The 17,312-nt window shown below is 72.4% G+C and carries 18 protein-coding genes and 1 pseudogene; 9 read left to right on the top strand and 10 right to left on the bottom strand.

From position 1 onward, the window contains the following. Window positions 1-38 precede the first annotated feature (38 nt). Complete coding sequence (locus tag ACIQ7D_RS14300) at window positions 39-1,082, top strand: LacI family DNA-binding transcriptional regulator (protein ID WP_403937249.1); 1,044 nt, start codon at window positions 39-41, stop codon at window positions 1,080-1,082. A gap of 12 nt (window positions 1,083-1,094) precedes the next feature. Here the strand turns inward: ACIQ7D_RS14300 and ACIQ7D_RS14305 are convergent, their stop codons facing one another. From ACIQ7D_RS14305 to ACIQ7D_RS14325, 5 genes are all read right to left on the bottom strand, one after another. Then, a complete protein-coding gene (locus ACIQ7D_RS14305; protein WP_403937251.1) occupies window positions 1,095-2,375 on the bottom strand; it encodes a DUF6986 family protein in 1,281 nt (426 codons plus the stop codon). A gap of 169 nt (window positions 2,376-2,544) precedes the next feature. After that, on the bottom strand, window positions 2,545-3,507 hold the full coding sequence (locus tag ACIQ7D_RS14310) for an electron transfer flavoprotein subunit alpha/FixB family protein (RefSeq protein ID WP_403937253.1): 963 nt from the start codon (window positions 3,505-3,507) through the stop codon (window positions 2,545-2,547). Between the two features lie 78 nt (window positions 3,508-3,585). Then, window positions 3,586-4,380 (bottom strand): electron transfer flavoprotein subunit beta/FixA family protein, encoded by a 795-nt coding sequence (locus ACIQ7D_RS14315; protein ID WP_403937255.1) that lies wholly within the window; start codon window positions 4,378-4,380, stop codon window positions 3,586-3,588. A gap of 198 nt (window positions 4,381-4,578) precedes the next feature. After that, window positions 4,579-5,085, bottom strand: a complete 507-nt coding sequence (locus ACIQ7D_RS14320) for a flavin reductase family protein (protein ID WP_403937257.1) — start codon at window positions 5,083-5,085, stop codon at window positions 4,579-4,581. Between the two features lie 195 nt (window positions 5,086-5,280). Beyond that, window positions 5,281-5,637 carry a TlpA family protein disulfide reductase gene (locus tag ACIQ7D_RS14325; protein WP_403937481.1) on the bottom strand — a complete coding sequence of 119 codons (357 nt, stop codon included), beginning with the start codon at window positions 5,635-5,637 and terminating at the stop codon, window positions 5,281-5,283. Window positions 5,638-5,988: 351 nt separating this feature from the next. On the opposite strand from ACIQ7D_RS14325, the gene ACIQ7D_RS14330 reads away from it, so the two are divergent. Then, complete coding sequence (locus ACIQ7D_RS14330) at window positions 5,989-6,717, top strand: lysophospholipid acyltransferase family protein (RefSeq protein ID WP_403937259.1); 729 nt, start codon at window positions 5,989-5,991, stop codon at window positions 6,715-6,717. Between the two features lie 71 nt (window positions 6,718-6,788). Here ACIQ7D_RS14330 and ACIQ7D_RS14335 read toward each other — a convergent pair. The 4 genes and pseudogenes from ACIQ7D_RS14335 to ACIQ7D_RS14350 form a co-directional block, all read right to left on the bottom strand. Next, a pseudogene (locus ACIQ7D_RS14335) lies at window positions 6,789-7,053 on the bottom strand (transglutaminase); the annotation flags it as partial. 42 nt (window positions 7,054-7,095) lie between these two features. After that, a complete protein-coding gene (locus tag ACIQ7D_RS14340) occupies window positions 7,096-8,184 on the bottom strand; it encodes a threonine aldolase family protein (protein ID WP_403937261.1) in 1,089 nt (362 codons plus the stop codon). Then, on the bottom strand, window positions 8,163-8,960 hold the full coding sequence (locus tag ACIQ7D_RS14345; RefSeq protein ID WP_403937263.1) for an SDR family oxidoreductase: 798 nt from the start codon (window positions 8,958-8,960) through the stop codon (window positions 8,163-8,165). The genes ACIQ7D_RS14340 and ACIQ7D_RS14345 overlap by 22 nt, the downstream gene beginning before the upstream one ends. A gap of 26 nt (window positions 8,961-8,986) precedes the next feature. Next, window positions 8,987-10,441, bottom strand: coding sequence for a DUF6421 family protein (locus ACIQ7D_RS14350; protein WP_403937265.1), 1,455 nt, complete (start codon window positions 10,439-10,441; stop codon window positions 8,987-8,989). 299 nt (window positions 10,442-10,740) lie between these two features. On the opposite strand from ACIQ7D_RS14350, the gene ACIQ7D_RS14355 reads away from it, so the two are divergent. After that, entirely contained in the window at window positions 10,741-11,391 is a 651-nt protein-coding gene (locus tag ACIQ7D_RS14355) for a glycerophosphodiester phosphodiesterase (RefSeq protein WP_403937267.1), read from the top strand. A gap of 57 nt (window positions 11,392-11,448) precedes the next feature. On the opposite strand, the gene ACIQ7D_RS14360 is transcribed toward ACIQ7D_RS14355, so the two are convergent. Further along, window positions 11,449-12,003, bottom strand: a complete 555-nt coding sequence (locus ACIQ7D_RS14360) for a GNAT family N-acetyltransferase (protein WP_403937269.1) — start codon at window positions 12,001-12,003, stop codon at window positions 11,449-11,451. A 186-nt stretch (window positions 12,004-12,189) separates the two neighbouring features. Here ACIQ7D_RS14360 and ACIQ7D_RS14365 point away from each other — a divergent pair, with 186 nt between their 5' ends. The 6 genes from ACIQ7D_RS14365 to ACIQ7D_RS14390 all read left to right on the top strand — a co-directional run bounded on the left by ACIQ7D_RS14365 (window position 12,190) and on the right by ACIQ7D_RS14390 (window position 17,283). Then, window positions 12,190-12,858 carry a ThuA domain-containing protein gene (locus ACIQ7D_RS14365; RefSeq protein WP_403937271.1) on the top strand — a complete coding sequence of 223 codons (669 nt, stop codon included), beginning with the start codon at window positions 12,190-12,192 and terminating at the stop codon, window positions 12,856-12,858. Then, window positions 12,843-13,925, top strand: coding sequence for a Gfo/Idh/MocA family protein (locus ACIQ7D_RS14370; protein WP_403937273.1), 1,083 nt, complete (start codon window positions 12,843-12,845; stop codon window positions 13,923-13,925). Before ACIQ7D_RS14365 ends, ACIQ7D_RS14370 begins: the two co-directional genes overlap by 16 nt. A gap of 183 nt (window positions 13,926-14,108) precedes the next feature. Beyond that, complete coding sequence (locus tag ACIQ7D_RS14375) at window positions 14,109-14,720, top strand: DUF5134 domain-containing protein (protein ID WP_403937275.1); 612 nt, start codon at window positions 14,109-14,111, stop codon at window positions 14,718-14,720. Window positions 14,721-14,837: 117 nt separating this feature from the next. Then, complete coding sequence (locus ACIQ7D_RS14380) at window positions 14,838-15,773, top strand: M56 family metallopeptidase (RefSeq protein ID WP_403937277.1); 936 nt, start codon at window positions 14,838-14,840, stop codon at window positions 15,771-15,773. A 69-nt stretch (window positions 15,774-15,842) separates the two neighbouring features. Next, window positions 15,843-16,553: a phosphatase PAP2 family protein gene (locus ACIQ7D_RS14385; RefSeq protein ID WP_403937279.1), complete on the top strand. Its 711-nt coding sequence runs from the start codon at window positions 15,843-15,845 to the stop codon at window positions 16,551-16,553. Between the two features lie 19 nt (window positions 16,554-16,572). Continuing rightward, window positions 16,573-17,283 carry an HAD family hydrolase gene (locus tag ACIQ7D_RS14390; protein ID WP_403937280.1) on the top strand — a complete coding sequence of 237 codons (711 nt, stop codon included), beginning with the start codon at window positions 16,573-16,575 and terminating at the stop codon, window positions 17,281-17,283. Window positions 17,284-17,312: the final 29 nt, after the last annotated feature.

Raw genomic sequence — 17,312 nt, forward strand, 5'->3', positions numbered from 1 at the left:
GTCGGCCCGCCGACCGTACGACGACAGGACAGCGCACTGTGGCCGATACCGCCCGCCGCACAGAACCCCGCTACGGCAACCGGCCCACGATGAAGGACGTGGCCGCACGGGCCGGGGTCGGGCTCAAGACGGTCTCCCGCGTGGTCAACAGCGAACCCGGGGTCACGGCGGACACCGAGCGGCGGGTGCAGGAGGCCATCGACGCGCTGGGGTTCCGCCGCAACGATTCGGCACGGGTGCTGCGCAAGGGCCGTACGGCGAGTATCGGGCTGGTCCTGGAGGATCTGGCGGACCCGTTCTACGGTCCGCTGAACCGCGCCGTCGAGGAGGTGGCCCGCGCCCATGGCGCGCTGCTCATCAACGGCTCCAGCGCCGAGGACCCGGACCGTGAGCAGGAGCTGGTGCTGGCGCTCTGCGCGCGCCGGGTGGACGGGCTGATCGTGATCCCGGCGGGGCACGACCACCGCTATCTGGAGCCGGAGATAAAGGCCGGGGTGGCGACCGTCTTCGTGGACCGGCCGGCCGGCCGGATCGACGCGGACGCGGTGCTCTCCGACAGCTTCGGCGGTGCCCGTTCGGGCACCGCCCACCTCATCGCGCACGGCCATCGCCGGATCGGTTTCATCGGTGACCAGCCCGGGATCCACACGGCGGGCGAGCGGCTGCGCGGCTACCGCACCGCCATGGCGGACGCCGGGCTGGCGATCCACGACGGCTGGGTCTCGCTCGGCACGACGGCGCCGCGCCGGGTCCAGGAAGCCGTCGTGGCGATGCTCGGCGCCCCCGAGCCGGTCACGGCGATCTTCACCGGCAACAACCGCGTCACGGTGACGGTGGTACGGGTCCTGGCGGCCCATCACCGGCCTGTCGCGCTTGTCGGCTTCGACGACATCGAACTGGCCGATCTGCTGGCCCCCGGGCTCACGGTCGTCGCGCAGGACGCGGCGACCCTGGGCCGTACGGCCGCGGAGCGGCTCTTCCACCGGCTGGACGGCGCCGCCGACACGCCGACCCAGGTGGTGCTGTCGACGAGGCTGATCGCCCGGGGCTCCGGGGAGATCCCGCCGCCGGCGGACGGCTGATCCGACACGGGGTCAGGCCCTGTCCCGCGGGAGCGTGAAGCCCTCCAGGTCGGCGCGGGTCAGACCGGTGAGCCGGGTGACCTCGTCGTGGTCGAGGGCGCCGCAGTCGAGTCCGCGCAGCAGATGGCCGCTGAGTGCCTTGGCGGTGGCGGGCTCGTCCAGGACGGCGCCGCCCGCCCTGGCGACATAGGCGGAGAGCCGGGCGGCGGCGGGCTCAAGTCCCTCGCGGTAGAAGGCGTACACGGCGGCGTAGCGGGTCGGCAGATGGCCCGGGTGCATGTCCCAGCCCTGGTAGTAGGCGCGGGCCAGGGCCCGCCGTGTGAGGCCGTAGTGCAGCTTCCACGCCTCGTGCACCTGGGCGGTCGGGCCGACCGGGAGGACGTTGGTGGAGCCGTCGCTGACCCGGACCCCGGTACCGGCGGCGGCTACCTGCATGACGGCCTTGGCGTGGTCGGCCGCCGGGTGGTCGCTCGCCTGGTGGGCGGCGCTGACGCCGACGCAGGCGCTGTAGTCGAAGGTGCCGTAGTGCAGCCCGGTGGCCCGGCCGCCCGCCGCGTCGATCATGCGTGCCACGGTGGCGGTGCCGTCGGCGGCCAGGATGGCCTGGCTGGTCTCGATCTGGATCTCGAAGCCGATCCGGCCGGGCCGCAGACCGGTGGCCGTCTCGAACTCCCCGGCCAGCCGGGCCATCGCGTCGACCTGCTCGGCGTAGGTCACCTTGGGCAGCGTCAGGACCAGCCCGTCGGGGAGGCCGCCGGCCGCCATGAGGCCGCTGAGGAAGATGTCGAGGGTGCGGATGGAGCGCTCGCGTACGGCCGCCTCCAGGCACTTCACGCGGATGCCCGTGTACGGGGCCGCCGTGCCGGTGGCGTACGCCTCGTGGACGAGCCGGGCGGCGCGGGCGGCGGCCTCGTCCTCCTCTTCGTCCGGGCGGGGGCCGTAGCCGTCCTCGAAGTCGATCCGCAGGTCCTCGACGGGTTCGCGCGCCAGCTTGTCCCGTACGCGCTCGTACACCGGCCCGGCCAGCGTGTCGGAGAGGCCGAGGACACGGGCCAGCGAGGCGGCGTCGGGGGCGTGTTCGTCGAGCGCGGCGAGCGCCTGGTCGCCCCAGGAGCGGACGGTGCCGGCGGTGAAGGCGTCGGCGGGTACGTAGACGGTGTGGACGGGCTGGCGGGTGCCGGGGTCGCCCGGGTAGCGGCGGGCCAGCTCGGCGTCGACACCCGCGAGGGAGGCGCCGACGGCCTCGGTGACCGCCGCCGGGAGGCTTGTGGCGATCTTTTCGTGCTGGCCCATTCCCGCACCCTTCTTCTTCCGTCCTGCGGAATCAACAATCCGCTGCCGGAAGTTAAGCCGCAGGCCCTGGCCGCGTCAATGGCGACCCGGAGTCACCGCCCGGGAAACGGCGCGGGGCCGCGCGGTGGAGTCCACCGCGCGGCCCCGGGGCGTACCGGAAGAGCCTGGTTCAGCCCTTGCGGGCCTTGATCTCCTCGGTGAGCTGGGGGACGACCTCGAAGAGGTCACCGACCACGCCGTAGTCCACCAGGTCGAAGATCGGCGCCTCGGCGTCCTTGTTGACGGCCACGATGGTCTTGGACGTCTGCATGCCGGCCCGGTGCTGGATCGCGCCGGAGATGCCGGAGGCGATGTAGAGCTGGGGCGAGACCGACTTGCCGGTCTGGCCGACCTGGTTGGAGTGCGGGTACCAGCCCGCGTCCACGGCGGCGCGCGAGGCGCCGACGGCCGCGCCGAGCGAGTCGGCGAGCGCTTCGATGACCGTGAAGTTCTCCGCGCCGTTGACGCCCCGGCCGCCGGAGACCACGATCGCGGCCTCGGTCAGCTCGGGACGGCCCGTGGACTCGCGCGGGGTACGGGAGACGACCTTCGTACCGGTCGCGGTGGCGCCGAAGCTCACGGCGAGCGGTTCGACGGCGCCCGCGGCCGGGGCGGCCTCGACCGGGGCCGAGTTGGGCTTCACGGTGATGACCGGGGTGCCCCGGGAGACCCGGGACTTCGTGGAGTACGCGGCGGCGAACACCGACTGCGTGGCGACCGGGCCGTTGTCTCCGGCGGCCAGGTCGACGGCGTCGGTGATGATGCCGGAGCCGATACGGACGGCGAGGCGGGCGGCGATCTCCTTGGCCTCGGCGGAGGACGGGAAGAGCACGGCGGCCGGCGAGACGGCGTCGTACGCGGCCTGCACCGCGTCGACCTTCGGTACGACGAGGTAGTCGCTGAACTCGGGGGCGTCGGCGGTGAGGACCTTCACCGCGCCGTGCTCGGCGAGCGCGGGCGCGGTGGCCTCGGCACCGGCGCCGAGCGCGACGGCGACGGGCTCGCCGATCCGGCGGGCGAGGGTCAGCAGCTCCAGGGTGGGCTTGCGGACGGCGCCGTCCAGGTGGTCGACATAGACGAGAACTTCAGCCATGGGATTGCACTCCTGCGGATGCGAGGGGTCGTGAGGATCTGGTGCCGGCGGGGCACCGGAGGCGGTGGCAGGCGGGGCTCAGATGAACTTCTGCTCCGCGAGGAAGGCCGCGAGCTGCTTGCCGCCCTCACCCTCGTCCTTGACGATCGTGCCCGCCGTACGGGCCGGGCGCTCGTCCGCCGAGTCGACCGCGGTCCAGGCGCCTTCGAGGCCGACCTCGTCGGCGTCGATCTCCAGATCCTCCAGGTCCCAGGATTCGACCGGCTTCTTCTTGGCGGCCATGATGCCCTTGAAGGAGGGGTAACGCGCCTCGCCCGACTGGTCCGTCACCGAGACGACGGCCGGCAGGGACGCCTCAAGGAGCTCGCTCGCGGTGTCGCCGTCACGGCGGCCCTTGACCGTGCCGCCCTCGACCGAGACCTCGGAGAGCAGGGTGACCTGCGGGACGCCGAGCCGCTCGGACAGGAGCGCGGGCAGTACGCCCATCGTGCCGTCGGTGGAGGCCATACCGCAGACGACCAGGTCGTAGCCGGCCTTCTCGACGGCCTTGGCGAGCACCAGGGACGTGCCGAGCGCGTCGGTGCCGTGCAGGTCGTCGTCCTCGACATGGACGGCCTTGTCGGCGCCCATGGAGAGCGCCTTGCGCAACGCGTCCTTGGCGTCCTCGGGGCCGATGGTCAGTACGGTGATCTCCGCGTCGCCGTCCCCGTCGTACTCCCCGGCGATCTGGAGAGCCTGCTCGACCGCGTACTCGTCCAGCTCCGACAGCAGACCGTCCACATCGTCCCGGTCGACTGTCAGGTCATCGGCGAAGTGCCGGTCGCCGGTGGCGTCGGGCACGTACTTCACACAGACAACGATCCTCAGGCTCACGCCGGCTCTCCTACCGCATCGTCATTTCTGGCTGCCTTGTTGCACGCAGCATAGGCGCCCTGCCGGGCTGTTTCCGGTCGGGAGGACCGGAGCCCCGCAGTTGATATTACTCGTCAGTACAACCAGAGCGTGCCCGCTGAGCAAGCGCTTGGAACTGTGACGTTGCCAACGTACGGCAGGGGCCCGGCCAGGGAACTCTCAGTCGCGCAGCGCGTTGAAGCGACCCTGGTGGTAGAGGAGCGGCCGGCCCGCGCCCGAGGGGTCGCCGACGACGGCCTCGGCGACGATCAGCCGGTGGTCGGCGGCGGGGACCCGGGCGACGACCCGGCAGACCAGCCAGGCCAGTACGCCGTCGAGCAGCGGCACGCCCTCGGGGCCGGTCCGCCAGGCGGTGGGGGGAGCGAAACGGTCGGCGCCGCTGCGCGCGAACGTCGCGGCCAGCTCGGCCTGGTGCTCCCCGAGTATGTGGACGCCGACATGCTCGGCCTCGGCGACGACCGGCCAGCTCGACGAGGAGACACCGACACCGAAGGAGACCAACGGCGGTTCGGCGGCGACGGAGTTGAGCGAGGTGGCGGTGAAGCCGACGGGGCGTTCTCCGGACGCGGTGATGACCGCGACACCCGCGGCGTGCTGCCGGAAGACGGAGCGGAGCAGATCGGGAGAGGCGAGCCGGTGCGTGCCGAGTTCGGGGGTGGCCGTCATGGCGAGGTCCTTCTGCGAGGGGTGACGAACGGGTCCGTGGCTGCTCAGAGAGCCGGACAGCGCGCGCTCGCGTTGCGGGCCAGGTCGACGTGGGCCCGCCCGTGGAGAAGGAGTTCCTGGGGCACTTCGTCAGGGTGACGAGGGGCGGTACGCACCGTCAAGTGCGCGGGTCACGGCACCGCGAGCCGCGCCCGGTCATACGGCCGCGCCCAGCGCGGCGATCACGTCCACCTTGCGGGGCTGCCCGGCGGCCCTGCGGACGACCCGGCCGCCGGCGTCCAGGACGAGCACGGTCGGGGTCGTGACGATGCCCAGTTCCCGTACGAGCGCGAGCCGTTCCTCGGCGTCCACCTCCACGTGCGCGACGCCGTCGACCATCGCCGCCACCTCGGCGAGCGTGCGCCGGGTCGCGCGACAGGGCCGGCAGAACGCGCTGGAGAACTGGACGAGCGTGGCCCGCTCCCCCAGCCCGGCCCCCAACTCGGCCGCGCCGAGCCGCCGGTCACCGTCGTCCGCCGGCCCGAGCCGCCGGCCGTCCTCGCCCGTCGGCATCCGGCCCTCCCTCTCGTCCGTCCGCACCTTCGGCCTCCTGTCACGGCGGCGACGGCGCGCCCCATCGGCCGCCGTCACCACCTCACCGCCGGAATCAGCGTCCGCGCGACGGGGAAATATTCCGCGGCCGGGGCCCGTTGCCGGGCGCCCTCGCCCGTTCTCCCTGGCCGGACCGGCAACCGGGCGTTTACGGTAGGGGCGGCGGGCGACGTGACGAGAATCTCGCCCCACGCGAACACCAGGACTGGCCACCGGGCGTTTGATACGGCAACATCGGCGCAATGCCGAAAACCTACGGCTGCGTAACTTCCGCCGGGAGAACCCTCCCCGGAACAGAAGGGTCCTCCCCAGATGGCAGAGCTCGTCTATCGGCCGGTCATCGGCGCCGCCCGCACGATGTTCAAGGCGCTGGACCTGAAGATCGACACGCAGGGCTCCGAGCACATCCCGCACACCGGTGGCGCCGTGCTCGTGAGCAACCACATCAGCTATCTGGACTTCATCTTCACGGGTCTCGCGGCACTCCCCCAGAAGCGGCTGGTGCGCTTCATGGCCAAGGACGCGGTGTTCAAGCACAAGGTCTCGGGCCCGCTGATGCGCGGGATGAAGCACATCCCGGTGGACCGCAAGCAGGGCGAGCAGGCGTACGCGCACGCCCTCGACTCGCTGCGCGCCGGTGAGATCATCGGGATCTTCCCCGAGGCGACGATCTCCCAGTCCTTCACGCTCAAGAGCTTCAAGTCGGGCGCGGCCCGGCTGGCGCAGGAGGCGGGCGTACCGCTGATCCCGATGGCGCTGTGGGGGACGCAGCGGGTGTGGACCAAGGGCCGGCCGCGCAATTTCAAGCGCAGCCACATCCCGGTGACGATCCGGGTCGGCGAGCAGATCGAGGCGGCGACGGACCAGTACGCGGGCGCGATCACGCGGCGGCTGCGCGACCGGGTGCAGGAGCTGCTGGAGGCGGCGCAGCGGGCCTATCCCGTACGTCCCAAGGACGCGAGCGACACCTGGTGGGTACCGGCGCATCTGGGCGGTACGGCGCCCACCCCGGCCGAGGCGCGCGCGGCCGAGCTGAGCTGAGCCGAGCAGTAGCGAGGAAACGTCTCTGCTGGCGCCTCGGAGCAGGGGGCCGCACGTCGGCCCTGGCCCGGTCACCGTAGGGTGCGTACCGGCACGGCCGAGTGCAGTACATCGCAGAGGACTGGATAGTCCAGCTCACTGAACTCCGGCCGTACGGTCCAGACCAGCCGTCCCTCGTCCGGGGAGAAGTGGGCGTCGACGCCCGGCTTGTTGCCGCGCGGGTAGGGCGGCGAGGATGGACCCGGCCCGCAGCGGCGCCGCCGGCAGGTGGCTCTTCGCGTAACAGAGGCCGGTGCGCAGCGCGAGGACGTCGGAGGCGCGCCAAGTGTCCCTCGGGGCGCGTCCGTATGACGAACCGGCCGCGCCCCTTCGTGGCGCTTACGCGGCCATCTCCTCCTTCAGCGCCTGCACGAACGCGTCGACGTCATCCTCGGTCGTGTCGAAGGAGCACATCCAGCGGACGTCCCCGGCCTTCTCGTCCCAGAAGTAGAAGCGGAACCGCTTCTGGAGGCGAACGCTCACGTCGTGCGGCAGCCGGGCGAAGACGGCGTTGGCCTGAACGGGGTGGAGGATCTCCACCCCGTCGACCGCGCGGACGCCGGCCGCGAGCCGCCGGGCCATGGCGTTGGCGTGCCGGGCGTTGCGCAGCCACAGGTCGCCGGCGAGCAGCGCCTCCAACTGCGCCGACACGAACCGCATCTTGGACGGGAGCTGCATCGAGAGCTTCCGCAGGTGCTTCATGGCCCGTACGGCGTCCGGGTTGATCACGACGACGGCCTCGCCGAAGAGCATGCCGTTCTTCGTGCCCCCGTAGGAGAGGACGTCCACGCCGACGGTGTTGGTGAAGGTCCGCATCGGGACGTCCAGCGACGCGGCGGCGTTGGCTATCCGGGCGCCGTCGAGGTGCACCTTCATGCCGAGCGTGTGGGCGTGCGCGCACAGGGCGCGGATCTCGTCGGGCGTGTAGACCGTGCCCAGTTCGGTGTTCTGGGTGATCGACACGGCCTGGGGCATGGCCCGGTGCTCGTCGTCCCAGCCGTACGCCTCCCGGTCGATCAGCTCGGGCGTGAGCTTGCCGTCGGGTGTGGGTACGGTGAGCAGTTTGAGCCCGGCCACGCGCTCGGGCGCGCCTCCCTCGTCCACGTTGATGTGCGCGGACTCGGCGCAGATCACGGCGCCCCAGCGGTCGGTGAGCGCCTGGAGCGCGACGACGTTGGCGCCGGTGCCGTTGAAGACGGGGAACGCCTCCGCCGTCGGGCCGAAGTGGCTGTGCATGATCCGCTGGAGATGGCCGGTGTACTCGTCCTCCCCGTAGGCGACCTGGTGGCCGCCGTTGGCCACGGCGAGGGCCGCCAGGATCTCGGGGTGGGCGCCCGCGTAGTTGTCGCTGGCGAAGCCGCGCACCTCGGGGTCGTGGTGGCGGCGCGCGTCCGTCGTACGGGACCTCACGGTCCTGGGGTCAGCCACAGGCGGTTTCCATTCACTTCCCGGGCGGGCCTGTCCCAGACCCCGGCGATGGCCTCGGCCAGTTCCGTGACGTCGGTGAAGCCCGCGAACTTCGCGTTCGGTCGCTCGGCGCGCATCGCGTCGTGGACCAGCGCCTTGATCACCAGGATGGCAGCCGCGGCCCGAGGGCCCTCCTCGCCCCCCGCCTTGCGGAAGGCGTCGCCGAGGGCGAGCGTCCAGGCCTCGGCAGCGGCCTTGGCGGCGGCGTACGCGGCGTTGCCCGCGGTGGGTTTCGTGGCGCCCGCGGCGCTGATCAGCAGATACCGGCCCCGGTCGCTGCGCAGGAGCCCGTCGTGGAAGGCCAGGGAGGTGTGCTGAACGGTACGGATGAGCAGCTTCTCCAGCAGCTCCCAGTCGGCCGGATCGGACTCGGCGAAGGTGGCGCTGCCGCGCCAGCCGCCGACGAGATGGACCAGCCCGTCGACCCGCCCGAACTCCTTCTCGGTCCTGGCCGCCCAGGCCCGGGTGGCGGCGAGGTCGAAGAGATCGACGGAGTCACCGGTGACCGTCGCCCCGCCGTGCGCGTACCGGGCGGCGTCGACCGCCTCGGCGAGGCGTTCCGGGTCCGCGTCCGCCGCCACGACGGTCGCGCCGGCCTCGGCGAGCCGGAGCACCGTGGCCCGCCCGGCGGGGCCGCCCGCGCCCGCCACGGCGACGACGGCACCGGCCAGGGCGCCGCCCCGGTCCGTGCGCGTGCCGGGGGCCGGCTCGGTGTTCGCTTCCTGGTCCGCCGTCATGGGCGCCGTCTCCTGCCTCGGGGCGCTCACGCCGCCGTCCGGTCGGTCGCCGCCGTCGCCGCGTTCGCGGCGGTTCCGGCGGGTTCGGGGGTCTCCCGTTCGGGGGTCTCCCGGGTGATGCCCCGGGTCGAGGCGATCACGTGCTTGAGCTTCTTGGCGAGCGCCTCGTAGAACATGCTGAGCGGAAACTCGTCGGGAAGCACGTCGTCCACGAGCTTCCTGGGCGGCTGGGAGAGGTCAAGGGCGTCGGGGCCCTTGGCCCAGCGGGATCCGGGGTGCGGGGCGAGATACGTCGAGACCAGCTCGTACGCCGCGAACCAGTGGACCAGTTTCGGCCGGTCGATCCCCGCCCGGTACAGCTCCTCGATCTCCGCGCAGAGCTGGTTGGTGACCTGGGGCGCGCGCTCCCAGTCGATGCGCAGGGTGTTGTCCGTCCAGCGCACCACGTCGTGCTGGTGGAGGTAGGCGAAGAGGAGCTGGCCGCCGAGGCCGTCGTAGTTGCGCTCGCGCGCGCCGGTGACGGGGAAGCGGAACATCCGGTCGAAGAGCACGGCGTACTGGACGTCGCGGCCCTGCGGGAAGCCGTCCGCCTCCAGCCGTACGGCCTCGCGGAAGGCGGTGAGGTCGCAGCGCAGCTCCTCCAGTCCGTACATCCAGAACGGCTGGCGCTGCTTGATCATGAAGGGGTCGAAGGGCAGGTCGCCGTGGCTGTGGGTGCGGTCGTGGACCATGTCCCACAGGACGAACGCGTGCTGGCAGCGGTCCTGGTCGGCGACGAGCGCGCGGATGTCGTCGGGCAGGTCGACCCCGAGGGTGGCGACGGCCGCGTCGATGACCCGGCGGAAGCGGGCGGCCTCACGGTCGCAGAAGATCCCGCCCCAGGTGAACCGCTCGGGCGCCTCGCGCACGGCGATGGTCTCGGGGAAGAACACCGCGGAGTTGGTGTCGTACCCGGCGGTGAAGTCCTCGAAGGTGATGCCGCAGAAGAGCGGGTTGTCGTAGCGCGTGCGCTCCAGTTCGGCCAGCCACTCGGGCCAGACCATGCGGACCACGACGGCTTCGAGGTTGCGGTCCGGGTTGCCGTTCTGCGTGTACATGGGGAAGACGGCGAGATGCTGGCGGCCGTCCGTACGGTCGGCGGCGGGCCCGAAGGCGAGCAGCGAGTCCAGGAAGTCCGGGACCGCGAAGCCGTCGTCCGCCCATTTACGCAGGTCGGAGCGGAGCGCCGCATGGTAGGCGGCGTCGTGCGGGAGCAGCGGGGAGAGCTGCTCGACCGCCGCGATCACCCGGTCGAGTGCCGCGTCGGCGCGGGCGCGTTCCGGGGCGCCGTCGGCGTCGAAGTCGATCGAGCCGTCCGCGGACTGCCAGGGGCGGATCTCCTCGACAGCACTCTTGAGTTGAGGCCACGCCGGGTGCGCGATCACACGGTCGGCGTCATTTATGCCGGGCTCAGGGGTGTCCTGCACAAGAATTTCCGTCATGTCACTTCCTCCGCAGAATATCTTGGCGTCAAGACAGTCAAGGAACTGTATAGGTGTCCTGATCTCCACCACAAGCGAAGATCAAACAAATCGTCCTGCCGAAACCCCCTGGACACCGCTGATTTTCCTGCGGTTCCAGGGTTTGACGCCTCGATTCAGCGTAGCCCGGGAAACTTCACCCGGCATGGGGACGGCGGGGGAAGCCAGGGCCGCCCATCGCCTCTAGGCTGCGCGCGGGAGCCGCTGTCGACGAAAGTGAGACTGTCTTGACTTTCCAGATCATCGGTCATCGTGGAGTGATGGGTGTCGAGCCGGAGAACACCCTGCGCTCGTTCACGCACGCGGAGCGTGCCGGTATGGACGCCATCGAGCTGGATCTGCATCTGAGCAAGGACGGCGCCCTCGTCGTCATGCACGACACCGAGGTGGACCGTACGACCGACGGAACGGGCGCGATCGCCGAGCGGACACTCGCGGAGCTGCGGGAGCTGGACGCGGGCGACGGCGAGCGCGTCCCGGTCTTCGAGGAGGTCCTGGACGCCGTCCGGTCGCCGCTCCAGGCCGAGATCAAGGACGTGGCGGCGGCCCGCGCGCTGGCCCGGGTGATGCGGGAGCGCGGCCTCGTCGAGCGCGTCGAGGTGTCGTCGTTCCACGACGAGGCGGTCGCCGAGATCGCCGCGCTGGTGCCGGGCGTACGGACGGTGCTGATCGCCGGCCGCTGGGGCGAGGACGTGGTGGACCGGGCGACGGCGGTGGGCGCCGCCTCGCTCGCCCTGAATCTGCGCAGGCTGACCCTGGAGGTCGTGGAGCGCGCGCACGGGCGAGGTCTCGGGGTGATCGGCTGGGTGGTGAACACGCAGGAGCAGCTACGGCTCGCACGCGCCTTCGAGCTGAACGCGGTGACCACCGACCTCCCGGAGATCCGGCGCACCGGCCGCTTCACCGCCTGAGCACGGCGCCCGGGTACGCCCCCGCGGGGCCGGGCCGGATCCACGGCCCGGTCACCGCTACGGCCCGGTCACCGGCTTGACCAGCAGCTCGAACTCCAGGTCGGCCCGGAGCGGGATACCGAAGCGCTCGTCGCCGTACGGGAAGGGGAACAGCTTTCCCGTACGGCGGTAGCCGCGCCGCTCGTACCAGGCGATCAGGTCCTCGCGCTGCCGGATCACCGTCATATGCATCTCCTGAACGCCCCAGCTCTCGCGAGCCGTGCGCTCCGCCTGCGCGATGATCAGCCGGCCGAGTCCGCCGCCCTGCGCGCCGGGCGCCACGGCGAACATGCCGAAGTAGGCGGCGTCCCCGCGGTGTTCGAGCTGACAGCAGGCGATCAGCGCGCCGTCCCGTTCGACGGCCAGCAGCCGGCTGCCGGGCGCCTCGATCACCGCGAGCACCCCTTCCCGGTCGGTCCGCTGCCCCTCCAGAAGCTCCGCCTCGGTGGTCCAGCCCGTACGGCTGCTGTCGCCCCGGTAGGCCGACTCGATCAGCGCGACCAGGGCCTCGGCGTCGGCAGCCGTGGCATCGCGGTAGGTGAGCGCCCCGACGGGGCCCGGGACGGTGTCCATGGTGTGCGGTCTCCTCGCGGACGGCCGGCGAGCCGGTGGGCCGGTGGTGGGGCAGCAGCAGCCTAACGCGGGTACGGATGGGCACAACGGGGTGCGAGGGGGCGGCGGTACGTGGCCGGTACGGACGTACCGGCCCGCCCGGTCTCCCCGGCGGGCCCGCGACACCGATGGGAGTGTGCAACGACTGTGACACGCGAGACATCCGACACCCGACGGGCTCTGGTCGTCAGGGGCGGCTGGGAGGGACACCGCCCCGTGGAGATCACGGAGCTGTTCCTGCCCTTCCTGCGCGCCCACGGCTACGACGTACGGATCTCCGGCACCCTGGACGTCTACGCCGACGCCGAACTGCTCGCCGCCACCGATCTGGTCGTCCAGTGCTGGACGATGGGCGAGATCACCGGGGAGCAGAGCGCGGGGCTCGCCGCCGCCGTACGCGCCGGGACCGGACTGGCCGGCTGGCACGGCGGGATCGTCGACTCCTTCCGCGGGGACCTCGGCTACCAGCTTCTGACCGGCGGTCAGTTCCTGATGCACCCGGCCGGCTTCTCCGACCACGAGGTCACCCCGGTCGAGGAGCGCGCGGACCACCCCGTCATGGCGGGCCTCGGCGCCTTCCAGGTGCATACGGAGAAGTACTGGGTGGCCACCGATCCGCTCGTCGACGTGCTCGCCACGGTCGGGTTCGCGGCGGACGAGGACCGCGCGCGGCCGGTCACCATGCCCGCTGTGTGGACCAGGAACTGGGGCTCGGGACGGGTCTTCGTCTCGGCCGTCGGCCACAAGCCGGACGACTTCGACGTACCCGAGGTACGGACACTCACCGAGAGGGGACTGCTGTGGGCGAGCCGCTGAGGATCGGCATGGTGGGCGCGGGCACGATCAGCGGCGCCTATCTGGACACCCTGGAGCGACTGGCGAACGTGACGCTCACCGCCGTCACCGATCTCGACCCGGACCGCGCCGCGGCCGTCGCGGCCCGGGTGCCCGGAGCGACCGTCGCCCGCTCCGCCGCCGAGCTGGCGGCCAGGGACGACGTCGACGCCGTCCTCAATCTGACGATCCCGGCGGCCCACGCGGACGTCGCCCTGACGGCGCTCGCCGCGGGCAAGCACGTCTACGGGGAGAAACCGTTCGCCACCACCCGGGAGGAGGCCGACGCGCTGCTGGCCGCCGCCGCGGACGCGGGCGGCCCGCGGCTCGGCTGCGCCCCCGACACCGTCCTGGGCACGGGGGTCCAGACGGCGCGCAAGGCGGTCGACGACGGACTGATCGGCGTCCCGGTCGCCGCGACGGCCTTCATGACCACGGCGGGACACGAACGCTGGCACCCGGCGCCCGAGTTCTACTACCGGCCCGGCGGCGGACCGCTGCTCGACATGGGCCCGTACTACCTCTCCGCGCTCGTCCATCTCCTCGGCCCGGTCGTCAAGGTGACCGGCGCCGCCTCCCGGCCCCGCGCCGAGCGGGAGATCGGCGGCGGGCCACGGGCGGGCGAGCGGTTCGGCGTCGAGGTGGACACCCATGTCAGCGGGGTGCTCCGGCACGCGAACGGCGCGCTCACCACGCTGGTGATGAGCTTCGACGTGCACGCCGCGCGCCTGCCGCGCATCGAGGTGTACGGCACCGGCGGCTCCCTCTCCGTACCGGACCCGAACGGCTTCGACGGAGCCGTGGAACTCCACGGGTCCGCCGGGCGGTGGGAGACCCTGCCGGTCTCGGCGGGGTACGCGGGGGCCGGGCGCGGCACCGGGCTCGCGGATCTGGCGTGGGCGCTCGCCGAGGGGCGCCCGCACCGGGCCTCCGCCGAGGTGGCGCGGCATGTCCTGGACATCATGCTGACGCTGCTCGACTCGGCGCGGGAGGACAAGGCGCTGCGGGTGGCGAGCAGTTGCGCCCGCCCCGAGCCGGTGGCGCGGTAGCCGTACGGCGGCAGCCGCTGGAGTACGACTGGGGTACGAGGGGGCGCGGCGCGGTCCGTGTCCCCGCACGCCCTGTCCCCCCGCCGGGTCCTGCGCGCCCCCTGTGTCCCTCTGCGCGTGTCTGCGCACCCGCCGCGCCGGGCATCACTTCGCCGACACCACGGAACGGGGGGGAGGTGCGCGGTGCATGGATCCTCGGCGGCCGGCTGGCTGCTCGTCGCGCTCTGCGCGACGGCCGGGGCGTACTGTCTGCTCAGGTTACGGGCCGGCGGCGCGGCCCGGCACGCAACGGTGGGCGGTGAGGCGCTGATGGGGTTCGGGATGGCGGCGATGGCCGTGCCCGCCACGGTGGTGACGCCGCCGCGCTGGGTCTGGCTGGGTTACGCGGTGGTCTTCGGCGCCGCGGCGGTGCGTGCGCTGGCCGCGGACCGGGGCTCGGCGCACCAGGCGCACCATCTGCTGGGCATGCTCGCGATGGTCTACATGGCGGGCGCCATGGCCACCATGACGGGCGGGCCGCACGCCGCGCACACCGATGCGGGGATCCCGCCGGTCACCGCCGCGCTGCTGATCTACTACGCCGGTTACGTGTTGTGGGCGGGCGCCCGGCTGCTGCCGCTGCCCGCCCTGTCGGGTCCGGCGCCCGGCCCGGCGCGGGCTGCCACGTCCGGTGGAGTCGCCGTCCCGGCGCACGGCGGTTCGGGGGCCGTCGGCTGGGCCGACCGGACGGAGTTGGTGCCCGCCTGCCGGCTGTCGATGGGGATCGCGATGCTGGCGATGCTGCTCACGCTCTGATTTCGGCCGGTTCACTCCGGTTCCGGGATCGGCCGGACCCGGAGTGAAACGTGTCGTGGGTCACTTGCCGGTCAAGGTCATACCCTTGGGGGCCGCGACCCTCATACGCTGGGGGCCATGACGGTCTCCTTGGCGCTGCTGCTGCTCGGTGCACTGGCCGCGATCATCGCGCCGCGGATTCTGTCCCGTGCCGAATGGCCCGAGCGTGAGCCCGTGGTGGCGCTGTGGGTCTGGCAGTGCGTCGTGGCGGCCGTCCTGCTGAGTTTCGCGCTCTCCATGGTCTTCAGCGCGGCCGCCGCCTGGCTGGCCGTACGGGGGCATGTGTTCGCGCCCGCGCCGAGCGGTGTGGTGGAGGCGTACGCCTTCGGACCGAACCGGTCGTGGTCCGCCGTCCTCGCGGTCCTGCTGGCGGGCGGCGGTCTGTGGACGGTGGCGATGCTCACCCGCGAGATCCACCGGGCCCGCCGCAGGCGCCGGCAGCGTCGCAGGGAACTGCTCGTACGCGCCCCGGTGCTGCCCGGCGAGGAGCCCGGCGGCGAACCGCTCGTGGTGCTGGAGGGCGAGCGCCCCGGCGCTTGGTGGCTGCCGGGCACGGCGCCCCAACTGGTCATCACCACGGCCGCGTTGCGCCGCCTGAAGGGCCGTCAGCTCGATGCCGTACTCGCCCATGAGCAGGGCCACGCACGGGCGCGGCACGACTGGCTGCTGCACTGCTCGGGTGCGCTCGCGAACGGCTTCCCGCAGATCCCGGTCTTCGCCGCGTTCCGCGACGAGATGCACCGGCTGGTCGAGTTGGCCGCGGACGATGTCGCCTCACGGCGCTTCGGCCGACTGACGATCGCCCTCGCCCTGGTCGAACTCAACGAGGACCGGGGGGTGTTCGGCCCCGGCAACACGCCGGACGCACAGGTGCCGCAGCGGGTGCACCGGCTGCTGACGCCCGTTCCCCGGCTGACCGCGGGGCGTCGGCTGCGGCTGACGGCGGCGGCCGCGCTGGTGCCGGTGGTCCCGCTGCTGATCGCCTTCGTACCGGCGCTGCGCGCGCTCGGATAACGCGCCCGGATAACGCGCCCGGGGCCCACCGGGTAGCCCGCCGCGCCCCGCGTCAGCGAGGATCACCTCATGCACCCCCCACCGACGCCCGCTCCGCCCGCCCCCACTCCCCCGCACACGCCGCGTCCCCGGAGAACACGGTGGACAGGACCGGGCCGTACGGCCGCGCTGCTGAGCGTCGTCGCGGTACTGCTGACGGCGCTCGTCGCCGTACGGTGGGGGCCGCTGGTCGCGTTCGACCAGGCCGTCGCGGACGGGCTGCACCGCCGGGCGGTGGCCGGTCCTGGACTCACCCAGGTCAACCGGCTGCTCTCCGACTGGGCCTGGGACCCCTGGACGATGCGGCTGCTGACGGCGGTGGCCGTGGTCGCGGTGTGGCTGCGCGGCGAGCGGCTGCTCGCCCTGTGGGTGGCGGGGTCGAGCGCGCTGGGCGCGGCCGTCTCCCAGGGTCTGAAGTGGGCCGTGGGACGGGAGCGTCCGCAGTGGCCCGACCCGATCGACTCCGCGCACTTCGCCGCGTACCCCTCGGGGCATGCCATGACGGCCACGGTGACCTGCGGGCTGCTGCTGTGGCTGACGTGGCGCCGGGGCGTGGGCGTTCGGCTCGGGCGGGCGGCCGTGGCGGTCGCGGCGGTGTCGGTCGCCGGCGTGGGAATCACCCGATTGTGGCTGGGCGTGCACTGGAGTTCGGACGTTCTGGGTGGCTGGCTGCTCGGTGGCGCCCTGGTCGCGTTCTCGATCGCGCTGTTCAGGCGCGTGACCTTGTCCAGGGAGCCATGACGCGGGAAGGATCGGGTACATGACCTTCAAGGCTGTGCTCTTCGACTTCTCCGGGACTCTTTTCCGTATCGAATCCGCGAGTTCATGGTTGCGTGCCGTGCTCGACGAGGCGGGTGTCGCCGTATCCCCCATCGAGGTACGGCGGTACGCGATGCGGCTGGCCGTGGTGGGGGCGCTGCCCGGCCTGCCCTCCCCGCAGGAGGTACCGCCGGATCTGGCCGAGTTGTGGGCGACCCGTGACGAGAGCGCCGAACGCCACCGCGCCGCGTACACCGGGGTCGCCCGGCAGGTGGAACTGCCCAGCCCCGACCTGTACGACGCGCTCTACGACCGGCACATGACACCGGACGCCTGGCGCCCCTACGCGGACGCGGCCGAGGTCCTGGGCGCGCTGCGGAGCAGCGGCATCGGCGTCGCGGTGGTGAGCAACATCGGCTGGGACCTGCGCCCCGTCTTCCGCGCCCACGGTCTGGACGCCCTCGTGGACGCGTACGTGCTCAGTTACGAACACGGCATCCAGAAGCCCGACACCCGCCTCTTCCGGGCCGCCTGCGAGGAGTTGGGCCAGGATCCGCACGATGTGCTGATGGTCGGCGACGACCGGCACGCGGACGGCGGCGCGGCCGAACTCGGCTGCTCGGTCCACTTCGTGGACCATCTTCCGGTGGAGGAGCGCCCCGCGGGTCTGCGCCCGGTCATCAGCCTCGCGGGCGCCGACCCTCTCCCGTAACCCACTCCGCAGGGGCACGTTCCGTACGA

The sequence above is a fragment of the Streptomyces sp. NPDC096310 genome (assembly GCF_044763125.1).
Classification (GTDB): Bacteria; Actinomycetota; Actinomycetes; order Streptomycetales; family Streptomycetaceae; genus Streptomyces.